Genomic DNA, 16,376 nt, shown 5'->3' on the forward strand with positions numbered 1-16,376 from the left:
CTAGCTCAAAATCCGCAACGAATCGGCATGAATGAGCTGTGATGCTTGGTAGCGACCCTCGCGCGGGCCGTTCTCCAAGTTGAGGACGCCGCGTGGGCAGGCGGTGCTGCACATGCCGCAGCCCACGCACGAAGCCCGGATGATGGGCGCGCCGCGCTGCGCGTACTGCTGCACATCGATGCCCATTTCGCATACGTTGGAGCAGTTGCCGCACGAGATGCACTGCGCCCCATTGGTGCTGATGCGGAAGCGCGAAAAGTGCTTCTGTAGCAGGCCCAGGTAGGCCGCCATGGGGCAGCCAAACCGGCACCACACCCGCGAGCCCATGATGGGGTAGAAGCCCACCCCAATTACGCCGGAAAATACCGAGCCAATGGCGAAACCATACCATTTGGCCGCTGCGTTGCCGACCTCGCCCAGCAGCGCACCGCCGGTAGCGAAATGCACCCACAGCAGGGCCGTAATGGCAATTATCAGCCCCAGCACGGTGTAGACGATGCGCACTTCCCAGCGCCAGGCAGTCCGGCTTTTGTCGGAAAGCTGGCGGTAAGGGTCGCCGGCCGTTTCGGCCAAGCCGCCGCAGCCGCACACCCACGAGCAGTACCAGCGCTTGCCGTAGAAGTAGGTGAGGACCGGCGTGGCCACAAACGACATCACCGCGCCCCAAAACACCATGAACACGCCCAGCGCCTGCCCGTTCTTCAGCAGGTCGTGCACGTCGTTGGGCCACAGGTACTGGTAGTGCAGCGGCCAGAAGTAGTTGAAGTAGAACTCGGGTTTCTGAAAAAACTGGAGCAGCCCGGGAATCAGAAAGGAAAACCCCAGCTGGAAGAACATGACTGAAAGGGTGCGGATAACCTGGTAGCGCGAGTGCCGGTACTTCCAAAGTGCGCGGCCGCCCATCACCAGTACCGCCAGCGTGTAGAAGGTGCCGTAGAGAAACCACTGGTCGGCGGGCTTGGCCCGCAGCCACTGGCTAAAGCTATCGAGTGGATGAATGAGGTTGCTGAGCAGACCAAAATTACCTTGGTTGTCGCCGTTGCTGAACCAGTACAGCACCACGTAAAAACCGGTGAGCACCAGCCCGGTAATCCATCCCACCGCGCCGCGTCCGGTGCTGCTGCGCAGCCAGAGGTTGTTTTGCTGCACGCCGGCTGGGTGGCGCCCAAATTTCAGCCAGCTCCAAGCCAGCGTGCCGGCGCTAACCAGCCCAATGGCCAGCCAAAACCAGGTGTTGCGGCGGCCCGGGTCGGCATCGGCCCAGGCCAGCAGCAGGGCCAACAGGCCGCCTGCTACACCAGCCAGCATCAGCTTTTCGGCGGGCGAAGTAGCGGGCAGCGGGGGCGAGGTGAGGGTAGGAGTCATGGGGAGGAATAGCGGGGATAGCGACGAATGTTAGGAATGACACGATTTCTCGGCGTGCCGCCTAAACGGCAAACTAGTAGCAAGAACCAAGCTTGTTGCACCAGTATATTACCAGTGGCGCGAGTTGCTTTGGCAGAACTTCTGATTCGGTTTCTAGCAAGGCCTTTTACAAGGCATAGCCCGTTTAATGGTGGTGATGGTGGTGCGGCTCATCGGGCTTACCAAACAGGTTTTTGAGCGTGCCAAACAGGTAGAGGGCCATCCAGCACACATAGAGCCAGCTGAAGCCCTCGGGCAAGTGCCCCACAAAAAAGTATAGAATGAGGTGGGCGCCGGCGCTCATCAGCAGCCCGGTGAGGGCAATGAACTGAAAGCTGTTGAGGGCCGACGGACGGTATAGCTTGGAGAAATCCACGGGGCAAAAAGTAAAAATGTAGTGCGGAAAGACACGAGGTGCAAGGAGCCCAAGGCGGCGTTTGCTGCTGCGCAGAACATTCGCCCGCAGCCTTATGGTTTACCTTGGGCTTGAAAACCCTTCCTGTGCTTCGCGCAACAATGCGCGAAGGCCTTTGCGTTGCTTCAGCGTCACGGCCAGTTGGGGAAATTGTCGGTTGAAGTCGGCCACGATGGCTTTTTCGTGCTGCCTGGCAAACTCCGGGTCGAAATTGGCCGCGCCCAGATGCGCCAGTACGGTGCCCACGGAGGCCTGCTCGCGAATCCACTGCTCGCACACGGCGTGGCGTAGGCGCAGGCCCAACGCATTGAAGCCCATAACGGCATGCGGCGCTTCGGCCTGGAAATAAACCCGCAGCGCGGCCCGCGCCGAGGCATGCTCCCAATAGAAGCTGCTCAGGCCGGGCGTGGGCTCGGACGGGGCCTGCCCGTAGGTCTGGTATTCGAGGTTGAAGAACTTGGCCGAGTTGAACCAGATGCCACGCCGGTAGGCCGTGGCCTGCCCGCAGATGGTGTGGGCCACGGTTTCGCCCTGCATGCGCCCGGTGTACCAGAGCTGCTCGATGGGCACCTCGCCGGCCCCGGGCTGGCGGTGCTGGGCACAGTCGCCGGCCGCAAAAACGCCGGGCACGCTGGTGCGCAAAAACGCATCAACCAGAATGCCCTTGTCGGTTTCAACTTCCGACGTTTTGGCCAGCCCGAGGTTGGGCGTGACGCCGGTAGCCAAGCCCACCCATTGGCACTCGATTTCCTCGCCTGCCGTCGTGACCACGGCGCGCACCCGGCCGCGGCCGTCGCCCAATATTTCGCGCAATTCGGTGCCGTAACGCACCGGCACGTGGTTCTCGTGAAACTGGCGGTCCACCAAGTTGGCTTCTTCGGGCGGCAGCACCGCGCCCCAGTAACGGGCATCGCGCACCAGCACCACGGGCTCGATGCCGCGGGTGTGCAGCATCTCGGCCAGCTCGACCCCAATAAGGCCGCCGCCCACCACCACGCCCCGGCCGATGCCGTGCGTATCGCGGGCCATGGCTTCCAAATCGGGCAGGCTGTAGAGGCCCTGCACGCCGGCCAGGTCCTGCCCGGGCCAGCCGTAGCGCTTGCTTTCGGAGCCGGTGGCGAGCAGCAGCTGGTCGTAGGCGAGCGTGGTGCCGTTGTCGAGGGTCAGCAGCTTTTCGCTGGTATTGAGGGCGGTGGCGGTGGCATGCACGAGGCCCAGCCGGTTTTCGTCCCAGAACCAGTCGCCGTAGGGCTTGGTGTCCTGGTAGCGCAAGTGGCCCATGTACACGTACATCAGGGCCGTGCGCGAGTAGTGGTGGATGCTTTCGCCCGATACCAGCGTGATGCGGGCCGCGGGTTGCAGGCGCCGCACGGTAAGCGCGCAGGTAACGCCGGTAATGCCGTTGCCGATGATGACGAGGTGCATGGAGGGACTGAATTAAAAAAAGCTGGGCAGTGCTCAAATGTAGGTCGGGCCCGGTGCACGAATCCAAGCGGGACCATACGTACGTTTGTGGCTCAATGATTGACTGTGGCCGGGCGGTTCCTTACACCTGCGGACCATTTATTCTTCGTTTTCCCCATTTCCCATGCTGAAATCCTTCATTCCCCGTCTAAGCACAGCCCGTCGGCTGGCGGTAGCAGCCGCGGTGCTGCTGAGCGGCGCTACTGCCACGGCCGTAGCGGCCCCGCCCATGGCCGCGCTGCCCCAGGCAACTACCGCTTACTATGCCAAGTTTGTCGACGAGAATGGCAACATCAACTACGGTGCTATCAAGCGCAACCCGCTCGAAATAAAAGCGCTGGTGAAGCGCTACGAAACCACCGATGCCAAGATGCTAAAGGATGCCGACCGCGAAGCATTTTACTTAAATGCCTACAATGTCATGGTCATCAGCGAAGTGGCCGCGCATTACCCAGCCGAGTCGGTACAGAAAATCCCCGGCTTCTTCGATAAGAACCTGGTGACGGTGGCTGGCGAGAAGATGACCCTCAACGATTTGGAAGCCAAAAAGCTGCGCGAGCCTTTCCACGACCCGCGCGTTCATTTTGCGCTGGTGTGCGGTGCCAAAGGCTGCCCGCGCCTCAATCGCCAGGCCTACGTGGGCAACCAGGTCGATGCCCAGCTCACGGTGCAGGCCCGCAAAGTGCTGCAGGACCCCAAGTTTATCCGGGTGAACGACGCCACCAAGAAGGTCCAGATTTCGGAGATATTCAAGTGGTTCGAGCCCGAATTTAAGGCCAGCGGCAAAACTGGGCTGGCCTACATCAATCAGTTCCGCGACAGCAAAGCAATTCCGGCTACGTATGCCGTGGAGTATTACACCTACGACTGGGCCTTGAACGACCGCAAACAGTAGTAATATAAGCAACTACAAAAGTAAGGAGGCTTCCGGCCGGCGATGCATTTCGCTGGCCAGAAGCCTTTCTTTTTGGAAGTCAGGCTGGCTATTGCCTGCGTAAATGGGTGGGATGGATGCCTTCGGGCAGTGGCCCGCCGTAACGGAACCGGCGCGGCTGCGTACGCCTGTAGAGAATTCCATTCTTAAACTACTTAAACCTCCGGCCCATGATTCCTGACGATTTTTCCGGCGATGGAACCGACCCCAACGAGGGCGAGCACGCTGATATTACCGAGAACAAAGGCTTTCCGAAAAACGAGAAGCTCGAAAAAGAAAAAGAATACCAGCAAGACCAGAGCAACAACAAAGCCAGCGGCGACCCCACGGCGGCGCGCTACACCGGCGCCAACGGCTACACCCAGCGCAGCAACCAGAAAGACCAGCTCGAAAACCTGCACATCGGAGGCTCGGAAACCAGCCCCCAGGGCGGAAACGACCACGATACTATTGGCGAGCAGTCGCAGGGCCCCGGCTTTGAAGTAGAAGGCAGCGTCGAGCTTGACCACAAGCTGCGCACCCGCGAACAGCTGTTTGGCGAGTCGACCACCAGCGGACCAGCCACGTCTGCCAACGACGACTCGGGCCACGAATAAGGCCCAGGTGGCGTAGTCGCTGCGTAAGGCCAGCGCTTCAAACAAGCCTTTTATTGTAAGATTTCGGTTCGACCGGAAGTGCTCCCATTGGGGTGCGCTTCCGGTTTTGTCGGTTATACGGGGCCTTGCAACGGGTTTTTCACGCCAGTGGCGGGCTGAAAAGACTTGGCGAGAATGGAATTATTGCGGAATGGCTACGCAACTTCATAACTTGCGCTAAATAGGCGCCTGTGTATTGGGTACCAGGCTTTAATTCCTTTCTTCTTTCGCTTAAATTCTTTTCCCACACCTTTCCTTACACGATGGACCCGAACAATACCCCTCCCAATCCCAACGACGAGTACAATCCCAACCTGGAAGCCCAGGACGAAGACGTCTTGTCGGGTGGTAACAACCGCCTCACCTACATTTTGCTGGGTGTGATTTTTGCGCTGGTAGCCGGCTACTTGGCGTTGCCCAAAGGCTCGGGCAGCGGCATGGCGGCGGTCACGCCTTCGTTTATGCTCAGCGACGCGGCGGTAACTGCCCCAGTGCCGGCTGCCGAAGACCCGGCCGCTGCCAAAGCCGCCGCCGATAAAGCTGCCGCCGATAAAGCTGCCGCCGATGCAGAGCCTGCTACGGCTACCACCAAACCCGCCGTTGCAGCTGCCAAACCCGCCCCGACCACCGCAGCACCAAGCCCGGCCGCAGCCGCACCAGTAGCTGAGGTAGCACCGGCCGCCGCGCCTGCCCCTGCTGTGGCCGCTGCCCCCGAGCCAGCCGCCCCAACCACCACGACTCTTGCTGGTAAAATTGAAGACGAAAATGGCCGTGCTCTGGCCGGCGCCACCGTTTTCCTGAAAGGCAGCAACAAGATTGCCAGCACCGACGCCAGCGGCAACTACTCCATTGAGGTGCCTGCCAACAGCGACAACGTGCTCACTTATGGCTACGGCGGATACGACGATGAAACCGTAACTGCCCGCGGCGGCAAAGCCGTGAACGTAACCTTGACGCCCCGCGCCAAAGCTGGCCGCAAGCGGAAGTAGGGTTAACCTAAACAGGATGGGGCGATGCAGGCTACGGCATGCTAACCCTGCCTATACAAGCAGAAGGGAGGCAAATGAGCTGATTCAGCCATTTGCCTCCCTTCTGCTTTCAGGTGTTTTTACCTCGTCATGTTGTTGCCTCAGTTGTTGGCCCCATGCGTTTGCCGAACAGGAAGTACACCGGCAGGCCCAGCGCTACGAGGCCCAGGCCCCGGCGCGAGAACTCGGCCGTGTCGGGTGCGACCAGCAGGATGATGCAGAAGGCACTGGCCAGCAGCACGTAGAGGCCCGGCAACACTGGGTAGCCCCAGGCGCGGTACGGGCGGTGCGCATCGGGCCGGGTGCGGCGCAGCACGAAAATGCCGATGATGGTGACCACGTAAAACAGAATTACGGCAAACATCACGTAGTCGAGCAGCTGCCCATACGAGCCGCTGAGGCACAGCAGGCACGCCCACAGGCACTGGGCCCACAGCGCACGGCCGGGCACGCCGGCCCCGTTCAGGCGGGCCAGGCCAGAGAAAAACAAGCCGTCTTTCGCCATGGCGAAGTAGGCGCGGGCCCCGCTGAGGATGATGCCGTTGTTGGCGCCGAAGGTGCTGAGCATGATGAGCACCGCCATGATGTAGGCGCCGGCCTTGCCGAGCATCGATTCGGCGACGGCGGTGGCCACGCGGTCGTCGGTGGCGTACTGAATGCCGCGGCCGGCCAGCGTGGTTGCTTCGGGCGAGCCGTGCAGGGGCAGTACCAGCAGGTACACCACGTTGATGAGGATGTAGAGCGCCGTAACGATGGCCGTGCCAATAGCCATGCTGCGCACCAGCGTGCGCTCGGGGTTCTGAATTTCCTCGCCCGCGAAGCCGATGTTGTTCCACGAATCGGAGGAAAACAGCGAGCCCGACATGGCCATGCCAATGGCAATGAGCAGCGACCCGCCGCTAATGGGCACCGGGGCCGCGCTCACACCCGGAGCCGGGTACCGGGTGGCCGTCCACAAATCGTGGAAGTTGGCCGCAATGGCCTCGTGGTTGATGCCCAGGGCTACGCCAAAAATAATGAGCAGCGCCAGGGCAATCAGCTTGGTGCTGCCCAGTACGTTCTGAATGAGCTTGCCGGTGCGCACGCCCTGCGCATTGAGCGCCGTGATGCCGATAATGAGGGCAATGGCGAGCAGCTGCACGCTGCTGAACTCGAAGCTGCCGGCATGAAACAGCACATTCTTCACGCTGAAGTAGGGAAGGAGCACGCCGGTAAACTTGGCAAAGGCGACGGCCACGGCCGCAATTACGCCGGTCTGGATAACGAGAAACAGCGTCCAGCCATACAGGAAAGCGGTGAGGCGACCGAAGGCCTCGCGCAGGTACACGTATTGTCCGCCCACTTTGGGGAACATGCTGGCCAGCTCGCCATAGCTAATGGCCCCGGCCATGGTGATGAAGCCCGTGAGCAGCCACACCACCAGCAGCCAGCCGGCACTGCCCACCTGCCGGGCAATGTTGCCCGACACGATAAAAATGCCCGAGCCAATCATGCTGCCGGTGACGAGCATAATGGCATCAAAAAGGTTAATAGCCCGCTTAAAATGCGGCTGGTCGGGTTGGGGTTCGGTCATACAATAGGGAGAATTTTTGTCAAAGAAACGGAAAAGGCCCGCCGTGAACGGCAGGCCTTGCAAAATGCGTCATATTTCGGCTCAAAACTCGCTGCGGTCGTACCAGCTGCGCATGCGCCAGGGGTCGGTGCGGTGCTTGCGCACGAGCACCAGCCGGGCCGTGCCCGAGCCGGAATAACGCTCGTTGTCGCGCTGCTCAATGGTGAGCAGGAAGGAGCGCTCCACGGTAGCCAGGGTGTCTGAGGTCAGGGTATCGGAGCTGGGCAGGTATTGCGTCCACTGCAGGTTGGTGGAGCGGGCGGCTTTGAAGAGGCGGTAGGTAGTATTAGCATCCACGTCGCGCGTCCAGGAGCGGTCGACGTTGGCGGCGAAGTCGCGGTAGGTAAACACAAAGCGCGGAGACAGCAGCTGGCCGTAGAGGGTGGAATCGCGCAGCTGGTAGGCGGCCCGAAACCGGTCGAAGAAACCCCGCACGTACACCGGGTTGCCCAGCAGCTCGTTCTGGTCGGCGGGTACTTCGTCGAGGGCGGGGGCAAAGGGGTTGCAGGCCGGCACCACCAGCAGCAGGCCAATGACAGCCACAAGCAGGGTGGAAAAAGAAAGGCGTGTCAACGGCTTCATAGAAGGCGAAATATACGCTACGCTTAATGAGGAATGAATAATTAAGAATGAGGAATTTGCAATCTGTTTGATATGCCCGAACTTCCTCATTCCTCATTCCTCATTCCTCATTCCTCATTCCTCATTCCTCATTCCTCATTCCTCATTCCTCATTCCTCATTCCTCATTCCTCATTAAGCCGACGGCGTTAGTGCGAGATGAAATACTTTTTCAAATCCGTCCAGCACAGGGCGGGGGAAGTGCGCTGGTCGCGCCACGCCACAATGCGCCACTCGTTGTTGCGGCGGCGCACAATGAGGCGGATGTTGCCCTCGAGCAAACCCGCGTGGAAAGCCGTGTCCTGCTGCGTGATGCGAAGCTGGTAGAGCGCCGATACTTCGGCCGAGTCGGTGGTATAGAACTGGTCGCGCCGGCCGCTGAAGGTGAGCGTATTGTTGGCGCTGGCGGGCGTGCGGCGGCGCAGGCTGCTGAAGTAGGTGGTTTCGTCGGGCACGCTCCAGTTGGCAAACAGGGCGGGCGAAGAGCCGGCGCTGGTGGGGTCGGGCACGAAGCGGTAGTCGGGGCCGCTGAAGGTGCGCTCGTAGTTGGCCACGTTCACGTGCTGCACGGCAGTGGTAAAGTTGGCCAGCAGAATATCAATCTGGGTGGGTTGAACCCACTCGCTGGCGGCGGCGGCGGGCTCGGGCTCGCGCAGCTGGAAGCAGGCCGATAAAGCCAGCAGCGGGAGCAGGAGAAGAAGTTTTTGGGGAGTAGCAGCCACGCAGCAAGTTACGTAATGCGGAGCCTTTGCCCCGCTACGGGAGCACCTGTGAAAGCAATTCCATTCAATTACACATGAGCAACGCATGTGGTGACGCAGCAAAGGCTGCGTGCTATGTTCGTTCGTACTTTCGCCACCCGTCCACCGCTCCTCCCTCGCATGTCCCGAAAGCTTCTGGCGTTACTCACCGCGCTGCTGCTGCTCCTGAGCCTGGCCACGTACGTGTACTACCGGCGCACGCTGGCGGCTGTACCCGTCGACCCCTACTCGCTGGTGCCCGACGATGCCGTGTTCGTGCTCTCGACCCACGACCACCCGGCGCTGGTGCGCCACCTGCAGGAAACCGAACTCTGGGATAACCTCACGGCCGTGCGCTATTTTCAGCAGGCAGCTGGGCACCTGGCCCTGGCCGACAGCTTGGCCGGCGGCAATGCCCGGCGCCGCAATGCCCTGCTCAATCTGCTGGGTCATAAGCTGGTTATAACCTCGGTGCACGTAACCGGGCCAGGCGACTTCGATGTGCTGTACCAAGTGCCGCTCAGCCGCGTGGCCGAATACCGGCAGGTGCGCGGCCTGCTCGAAACCCTCGGCCGCGACCCGCGCTACCGCCTTAGCACCCGCGACTACGAAGGCCAGGAGCTGACCGTACTTACCGAGCAGCGCACCGAGCACAGCCTCACGGTACTCAACTACCGCAACCACCTAGTCATCAGCACCAATTTCGGGTTGGTGGAAGCCGTGGTGCGCCGCCTGGCCCACCCTGAAGCGCCCACCGTGCAGGCCGCCTTCCCCTCGACCGACCTGCTGCGCGTGGCCGGTACCGATGCCACGCTGCTGGTGAACTACCGCCGCCTGCCGCAGTTTTTCGACGTGCTGTTTCGGCCCGAGGCCCACGGTACGTTCGACCAGCTGGCCGGCTTGGTGTCCCAAGGGCTGCTCAGCGTGAAGCTAGCGGGCAGTCGGGCACAGTTTCAGGGATTTTCGAACCCCGAAACAGCCAATGGCACCCTGCAGGCCCGCCTGCGCGGCCAGTCCGCCCAAGCCCTGGGGCTGAGCAGTGTGCTGAGCATGCGCACGGCAATGCTAATCCATCTGGCGGCCAGCCCGGTCCGTACCTGGCCTGCTCCGGCCAACGCCCGACCCGACTCCCTGGGCCGCAATGCGGCCCTCGACAGCCTCCGTGCCGGGTTTGGAAGCGAAGTAGCAGTGGCTTATCTGACCGCTGCTTCGCCGGGCAGCCGGCCTGGGCGGCTGGCGCTGGTGCGCTGCTCTAACCCCGCCCGAACCAGTACCTGGCTGGCCCGCCTGCGTCGGCTGTATGGCAACTCGCCGGCGTTTACCCGAGTGGGGCAATTCGAAGTACACCCGGTGGGCTTTGCCGAAGCCGACGTGCTGGGGCCACTGCTGGGCACCGCCGCCCCGCGTGTGGCCGAGGTAACCGCCCGTGCCGGAGCCTTGGTGAACGGGTACTTCGTGCTGGCTGATGAGTTAACCTTGAACGCTTACTTAGCCGACGTTATCGCCGAGCACACCTGGGCGCAGGTCCCGTCGCAGGTGGCTTTCCTACAGGAAACCCTGCCTCGCGCGCGGCTTAGCGTGCTTATCGACTCGCGCAACAGCTGGAATGCCCTGCTGGGCGTGCTCACGGAAGACCGCCGGGCCGGGCTGCTGCGCAACGAGGCATTGTTCAAGCGCTTCCCCCAAATGGCTTTTCAGCTGCTGCCCGCCGAAAACGAGGATGGCCCGGACGCCCAGTACTTCACCCAACTGCTCTTGCGCCACCCCAACAATGGCCCGGCTACCACCCAGGCGGGCGGCGCGGCGGCCAATGGAAGGGTGCTGGCGTTTCGGCGCACGCTGATGGGCCTGCCCACGCTGCTGCCTGCTCTGGGCACGCGCATGCCGGCGGTAGTGGTGCAGGACTCGGCCCGGGTGCTGCACTACGTGAGTGCCGAAAATGCCGTGCTGTGGTCGGATACCCTGACTGGCCCGGCGGTGGGCCTGAGCCTGCTGCCGGCGGGGGGCGGCGTGCCGGGTGGGCTGCTGCTGGGCGCGGGTGCGCAGCTGCACCTGCTGGCCGCCGATGGGGCGCCGGTATTGCCCTTCCCGCTGCATCTGCCCGATACCGTGCGCGTGACCGGCCTGCTGGCGGGCCTGGTAGCCGGACAGCCTGCCCGGCTGCTGGCCACCACAGCCGGCCACCTGCTGCTGCTCGATGCCAAAGGGCACCAGTTTCCCGGCTGGCAGCCTAAGCGCCTCGATTTCCCGCTGGCCGGCCGGCCGGCGCTGCTGAACGTGAACGGACGCGACGTGGTGGTGGCCCCGCTGCAAAATGGCTACGTGTACGCGTTCGACGGGGCGGGTAACCTGCTGCCCGGCTTCCCGCTGAGCGTGGGGGCGCGGCTGGCAGGCGACATCTTCGCGCATGCAGGGAGTACCCTTAGCCGCTCGCACCTCACCGTGGTGAACCAGCACGGCGAGCTGGTAACATTCACGCTCGGGGGCGATGTGCTGAGCCGCAAGCGGGTGGCCACCTGGAGTCGCACGGCCCGGTTTCACCTCGTGTCCGACCCCCGTGGTCGCTCATTCGCCGTGGTGCGCGAAGACAATAATCAGCTCGACCTGTACCTGCCCACCCTGAATGACCCGCTGCTCACTCAGAAGTTTGTGACCTCGGGTGAACGGGGGGTGCAGTGGTTCGATTTCGGCGGAGGGCGGCACATGGTTGCCATCACCGAAACCGGGCCGGGGCAGGTGTTCCTCTATAATGCGCGCGGCTGGCTGCTGGGGCGGGAGGCGCTGCCCAGCACCGGCACCGGCGTGGGCCTGACCTACGATGCCACCACCGACAGCTACCAGCTGGTTCGCATTGTGGGCCGCGAGCTACGCCGCACCGAGCTGAAGTTGGAGCTATGATTGCTGGCTGCAAAGTTCTTTCAGCCCGTTATGCCGAGCGCAGCGAAGCATCTTTACTGCAATAGTAAGTACTCATTCAAAAGTAAACGAGTACAAGCACGTCATGCAGAGCGCAGCGAAGCATCTCGCGTGCCGCAGTAAATTAATCGTTTGACGATGCGAGCGAGATGCTTCGCTGCGCTCTGCATGACGGTTACTTTTGCTTGAGCACTTAAAAAGGTGCTTGCGCGGTAAAGATGTTTCGGCAAGCTCAGCATGACGTTCCTGTTTTAACCCACCACACCAACACTCATTCAACGCTGCAATGCCCTCAACCCCTCGTGCCGGCCTCGTGGTGGGCAAGTTCTGGCCGCCGCACCGGGGGCACCAGCTGCTGCTCGAAACGGCTGCCGCCCAGGTTACAGAGCTGCTGGTGCTGGTATATGCCAACCCAGACTCGCCCACGCACCCGGCGGCCGAGCGTGCCCAATGGCTGCGCGAGCTGTACCGGGGCGATGAGGCAGCCGAAGGCCCCGGTATTGGTCCTACGCCGCTGCGCATCTATGCCCTTGCGGCTGCCGACGGCGTGCCACCCGATGCGGCCGATGACTACACCCAGCGCGAGTTTGTGCGCCAGTGGCTGGCACGGCAAGGGCTGCGGGCCGATGTGGTGTTCAGCAGCGAAGACTACGGGCCGGGCTTTGCCGGGCATCTGGGGGTGCCGCACGTAGCCGTGGATAATGCCCGGGCGCAGGTACCCATCTCGGGCACACTGATACGGGCGGCGGCGCGGGAAGTGGCTGGTTACCTGCACCCACTCGTGGCCGCGCAGCTGGGCGTGGTGCCACCCGCACCGGTGCCGCGCGTGGTGTTCCTAGGGGCCGAGAGCAGCGGAAAGTCAACCCTGTGCGCGGCGCTGGCCGACGCCTGCCATACGGTGTGGGTGCCCGAGTACGGCCGCACCCTGCACGAGCAAAAGCACGGCAACCTGGAGTTCGAAGACCTGCTCTACATTGCCCGCCGCCACGCTGAGCTGGAGGATGAAGCTGCCACCCAGGCGCAAGGCGTGCTGTTTTGCGATACCAATGCGGCTACCACGGCGCTGTATTCCTACTACTATTTCCACCGCTGCGACCCAATTCTGCGGGCCATGGCGGCGGTGTGCGGGCAGCGTTACGCCCACACCTTCGTGTGCGCACCCACTGTGCCCTTCGAGCAAGACGGCTGGCGCGGTCCCGAGGCGTTGCGCAGCTTCCAGCACGGCATGATACTGATGCAGCTGGATTTTTTCGGCATCCCGTACACGCTGGTGGAGGGCACCGTGGCCGAGCGGGTGGCTCAGGTGCGGGAGGTCCTCGGTACTGCCTAGCTGCTTCCTTCACCAAAAACCAGTGTGCTAGGGGCGGGCCGGCTTGGCTTGTTTCGGCAGGGTTTCCTTCACGCCGCCTTTGGTGAGCTCGAGGGCGCGCACGTGGCCGCTTTTGGTGAGCAGAAATTCCACGGTCCGGTTGGGGTTGTTGCGGCTGAAAAACTTGCGGTCGGTTTCGGGTACCAACGGATTTTCCAGGTCCTTCAGGTAAAGCTGGCCCTTTGCGAAAAGAATGCTGACTTCGCCATACGTTCCTGCGAAAGCCGACACCCCGGCCGGGGCCGAAGGGGCGGGCCGATGCACGTACGGTACCTCCACCGTCTTGCCAAACAGAATGCCCGCTAACCCATAGCTAATCCAGTGCGATTCGGCCTGGTTGTTTGACAGCACGATGATAACAACGTCGTCCTTCGGGTACCGGTCCAGGGTCGTCATAGCCCCAAAGTAGCCCCCGCTGTGCGTCAGCAGGTAGTGGCCGTGGTTGTAGTAGGGGTTGATGAACACGCCGTAACCGTAACGGTCCATAAAGCCGTTGCCCGGAAATTGGCGGTTGTGCGGGGTGTTCATCAGGGCCTTCGACGCGTCGGAGAGGAGCGTGGTGCCCCGGAGCGCCCGGTCCAACTGAGCCAGGTCGCCCGCCGTCGAGTACAGCCCGTCGTGCCCCACGTTGAGGCTCCAGTTGATGTACGGGTTTTTTACCAGCGTGTCGCCCTCGCGGTAGTAGAGCCGGGCCAGCCGAGGCACCAGCGCGGTGTTGCTGTTCAGGCCGGTGTTGGGCATGCCCGCTACTTCGAAGATGTGCTGCTGCAGGTACGCGCCATACGGCTGCCCGGAGGCTTTTTCGATGATGCGCCCCAGCAGAAAATAGCCCACGTTGCTGTAGCCCACGCGGGCACCCGGCGCAAAAGCTGCGGGCTGCCGTTTCATAAATGCCAGGGCCGAATCCAGCGAAACGGCCGTATGATTGAGGTAAATCTCCTCAAAATCCAGCGGCAGGCCGGCCGTGTGGGTCAGCAGCTGATGCACGGAAATCGCGTCGCTATTTGGGAAGCCCGGCACAAATGCGCTGAGCTTATCGGTGAGCCGGAGCCGGCCTCGCTCGGCCAGCTGCAAAATGGCAATGGCCGTGAATTGCTTGGTGATGGAAGCCAGGGCAAACCGGGTATCCGTGCTGTTGGGCACTGCCCATTCGGCATCGGCCAGCCCGTAGGCCTGCCGGAGTAGCACCGAGTCGTGGCGGGTCACGAGCACCATCCCCGCAAAACGGTTCACGGCGTGTTGCCCTTCCATATAAGCAGCCAGCCGCTGCGTTACCGTTTGGGCGGAACTGCTGCCCGGCTGGCCGGCTAGCAGACAGATTAGTGCAAGAAATAACGTCAGTCGCATGGGCTTCAGGCAGTACAGTTGGCGATGATTTTCTGGAGCGTAGCCTCAAACTGCGCGAGTTCCTCTTGGCTGAGGCCCTGCAGGGCCGTGCGCTGGTTGAGCGCAATGGTGTCTGCCAACTGCGCCAAGGTGCTTCGGCCCGCTTCCGTGAGGTGCAGGTCGAACTTGCGCCGGTCGGTGGGATGGATGGCCCGGGAAACCAAGCCTTTTTGCACCAGCAGCTCGATAATGCGGGTGATGGAAGCCTTGTCTTTAAAAGTTAGGTCTGCAACCTGTTGCTGGCTGAGGTCCGGGTGTTTGTCCATGACGAGCAAGGTCAGCCCCTGGTCAACCGTGAGGTTGTCCATCACCTTGTCGATGTTTTGCTGGCAAAGCTTTCGGTACCCCTTTATAGCTTGTTCCAGCGTGTAGAGGACCGAATTAGAAGGTGGTTTAGCAGGCATAAGTATTTTATTTGATGCAAATATAGTATACATATCAACAAAATGCTTATAAATAAAAATCCACTGGTGATGCATCATCATGCACGACCAGTGGATTCCGATGTGCGCAGGTTTACCGATTGGTGAGCCAGCCCTTGCGGTAGAAGTAGAAGAGCTGCATCGCCACGACTAGGGTCATCACCACTAGCACGGCCGGGTAGCCCCAGGGGCTGTATAGCTCGGGCATGTTGTGGGGCAGCAAGTGCCCTTGCTCGTCCACGCGCTGGAAGTTCATGCCGTAGAGGCCCACCACGAAGCTCAGCGGAATAAAAATGGTGCTGATGATGGTGAGCACCTTCATGACCTCGTTCATGCGGTTGCCCTGGTCCGACATGTAGAGGTCGGTGAGGGAGGAAATGTTGTCGCGGTAGCTCTCGGCCAGGTCCAGGGCCTGAATGGCGTGGTCGTAGGCATCGCGGTAGAAGAGTTTCAGCGTTTCGGACATGATTTCTTCGGGCATGCGCAGAATTTCCGCGATTTTGTCGCGCTCCGGGTACACCAGCCGGCGAAAGCGCACCACGTCTTTTTTGATGCGCAGGATGCGGTTGAGCAGCCGGCGCGGGCGGTTGGGAGAAAATATGGCTTCCTCCAGCTCCTCAATGTAGTCGCCAATGGCGGCCATGGTGGGGTAGTAGTGGTCGAGCACCACGTCGGTGAGGGCGTAGGCCAGGTAAAGCACCGGGTGGCGGCGCAGGGTGCTAAAGTTGCTGCGAATGCGGGTGCGCAGCGAGTCGAGGCAGTCGTTGTAGTCGTCCTGAAACGAGAGCACGTAGTTAGGGCCGGTGAACAGGGAAAGCTGGTCGTCGTCGATTTCAAAGTCAGCGGTGAAGTCAGTCATGCGCGACACCATAAACAGGCGATTGTCGTCGAACACCTCCACTTTGGCGCGTTGGTAATCGTTCAGCACGTCCTCCATCTGCAGCGGGTGCAGGCCGAAATCCTGCATCATGCGCTCAATCAGGTCCAGGTCGCCGTAGCCGCGCACGTCAATCCAGTGCTTGAGCTCGGGGTGCTCGTGCAGGAAGGCCATCAGGTCTTCGTAGTGGTCAGTATATTCGTTTTCGGTGAAAGTAGTGTCGTCGTACGACATCAAAAACAGGCGCGGCCGCAGGGCGCCCGGACGTATGTTGAGCGTGCCCGGGCGCTGCCCCACCTCCTGAAAGCGGGCCTGCCGGGTGGCTTCGCGGTCGGTGATGGTGACGGGCACAGAGCCGGCAATATCGGCCAGCGTCGGGGAGCGGTTGATGGCGGCCTGCGCGGTGGAGCTAAGCGGATTCATGCGGCAAAATTGAACAATAAGAGGCAATAATGGCTGCCTACGGGTGGCGGACTGATGAAGATGTTCGGGCCAATTGGGTGCGGGCCCATCGGTCGGCTACTTCCTCGTGCCGTACTTTGCCGGAAAAGGAA

Annotated in this window: 14 protein-coding genes; 5 read left to right on the forward strand and 9 right to left on the reverse strand. The window is 61.6% G+C overall.

The annotated features are described in order from the left end of the window. The 3 genes from ABD837_RS14675 to ABD837_RS14685 form a co-directional block, all read right to left on the reverse strand. Complete coding sequence (locus ABD837_RS14675) at positions 1 to 1,365, reverse strand: 4Fe-4S binding protein (protein ID WP_345055923.1); 1,365 nt, start codon at positions 1,363 to 1,365, stop codon at positions 1 to 3. Positions 1,366 to 1,549: 184 nt separating this feature from the next. After that, positions 1,550 to 1,780, reverse strand: coding sequence for a hypothetical protein (locus ABD837_RS14680; protein WP_345055925.1), 231 nt, complete (start codon positions 1,778 to 1,780; stop codon positions 1,550 to 1,552). 99 nt (positions 1,781 to 1,879) lie between these two features. After that, positions 1,880 to 3,244: an NAD(P)/FAD-dependent oxidoreductase gene (locus ABD837_RS14685; protein WP_345055927.1), complete on the reverse strand. Its 1,365-nt coding sequence runs from the start codon at positions 3,242 to 3,244 to the stop codon at positions 1,880 to 1,882. 163 nt (positions 3,245 to 3,407) lie between these two features. On the opposite strand from ABD837_RS14685, the gene ABD837_RS14690 reads away from it, so the two are divergent. From ABD837_RS14690 to ABD837_RS14700, 3 genes are all read left to right on the forward strand, one after another. Beyond that, complete coding sequence (locus ABD837_RS14690; RefSeq protein ID WP_345055929.1) at positions 3,408 to 4,178, forward strand: DUF547 domain-containing protein; 771 nt, start codon at positions 3,408 to 3,410, stop codon at positions 4,176 to 4,178. 209 nt (positions 4,179 to 4,387) lie between these two features. Continuing rightward, positions 4,388 to 4,813 (forward strand): hypothetical protein, encoded by a 426-nt coding sequence (locus ABD837_RS14695; protein ID WP_345055931.1) that lies wholly within the window; start codon positions 4,388 to 4,390, stop codon positions 4,811 to 4,813. A gap of 302 nt (positions 4,814 to 5,115) precedes the next feature. Further along, a complete protein-coding gene (locus tag ABD837_RS14700; RefSeq protein ID WP_345055933.1) occupies positions 5,116 to 5,841 on the forward strand; it encodes a carboxypeptidase-like regulatory domain-containing protein in 726 nt (241 codons plus the stop codon). 127 nt (positions 5,842 to 5,968) lie between these two features. Here the strand turns inward: ABD837_RS14700 and ABD837_RS14705 are convergent, their stop codons facing one another. The 3 genes from ABD837_RS14705 to ABD837_RS14715 form a co-directional block, all read right to left on the reverse strand. Then, positions 5,969 to 7,453 carry an APC family permease gene (locus ABD837_RS14705; protein WP_345055936.1) on the reverse strand — a complete coding sequence of 495 codons (1,485 nt, stop codon included), beginning with the start codon at positions 7,451 to 7,453 and terminating at the stop codon, positions 5,969 to 5,971. A gap of 81 nt (positions 7,454 to 7,534) precedes the next feature. After that, positions 7,535 to 8,035: a hypothetical protein gene (locus tag ABD837_RS14710; protein WP_345055938.1), complete on the reverse strand. Its 501-nt coding sequence runs from the start codon at positions 8,033 to 8,035 to the stop codon at positions 7,535 to 7,537. 226 nt (positions 8,036 to 8,261) lie between these two features. Next, complete coding sequence (locus ABD837_RS14715) at positions 8,262 to 8,834, reverse strand: hypothetical protein (RefSeq protein ID WP_345055940.1); 573 nt, start codon at positions 8,832 to 8,834, stop codon at positions 8,262 to 8,264. Between the two features lie 159 nt (positions 8,835 to 8,993). Between ABD837_RS14715 and ABD837_RS14720 the strand changes: the two genes are divergently transcribed. Together ABD837_RS14720 and ABD837_RS14725 are read left to right on the forward strand one after the other, a co-directional pair. Next, positions 8,994 to 11,750 (forward strand): hypothetical protein, encoded by a 2,757-nt coding sequence (locus ABD837_RS14720; protein WP_345055942.1) that lies wholly within the window; start codon positions 8,994 to 8,996, stop codon positions 11,748 to 11,750. Positions 11,751 to 12,054: 304 nt separating this feature from the next. After that, positions 12,055 to 13,098, forward strand: a complete 1,044-nt coding sequence (locus ABD837_RS14725; RefSeq protein WP_345055944.1) for an AAA family ATPase — start codon at positions 12,055 to 12,057, stop codon at positions 13,096 to 13,098. A 27-nt stretch (positions 13,099 to 13,125) separates the two neighbouring features. Here the strand turns inward: ABD837_RS14725 and ABD837_RS14730 are convergent, their stop codons facing one another. From ABD837_RS14730 to corA, 3 genes are all read right to left on the reverse strand, one after another. After that, positions 13,126 to 14,484: a serine hydrolase domain-containing protein gene (locus tag ABD837_RS14730; protein ID WP_345055946.1), complete on the reverse strand. Its 1,359-nt coding sequence runs from the start codon at positions 14,482 to 14,484 to the stop codon at positions 13,126 to 13,128. Positions 14,485 to 14,489: 5 nt separating this feature from the next. Then, entirely contained in the window at positions 14,490 to 14,927 is a 438-nt protein-coding gene (locus ABD837_RS14735; protein WP_345055948.1) for a MarR family winged helix-turn-helix transcriptional regulator, read from the reverse strand. Positions 14,928 to 15,039: 112 nt separating this feature from the next. After that, positions 15,040 to 16,245: a magnesium/cobalt transporter CorA gene (gene corA / locus ABD837_RS14740; RefSeq protein WP_345055950.1), complete on the reverse strand. Its 1,206-nt coding sequence runs from the start codon at positions 16,243 to 16,245 to the stop codon at positions 15,040 to 15,042. Positions 16,246 to 16,376 lie beyond the last annotated feature (131 nt).

The organism is Hymenobacter glaciei, assembly GCF_039539585.1.
In the GTDB taxonomy this organism is placed as follows: Bacteria; Bacteroidota; Bacteroidia; order Cytophagales; family Hymenobacteraceae; genus Hymenobacter; species Hymenobacter glaciei.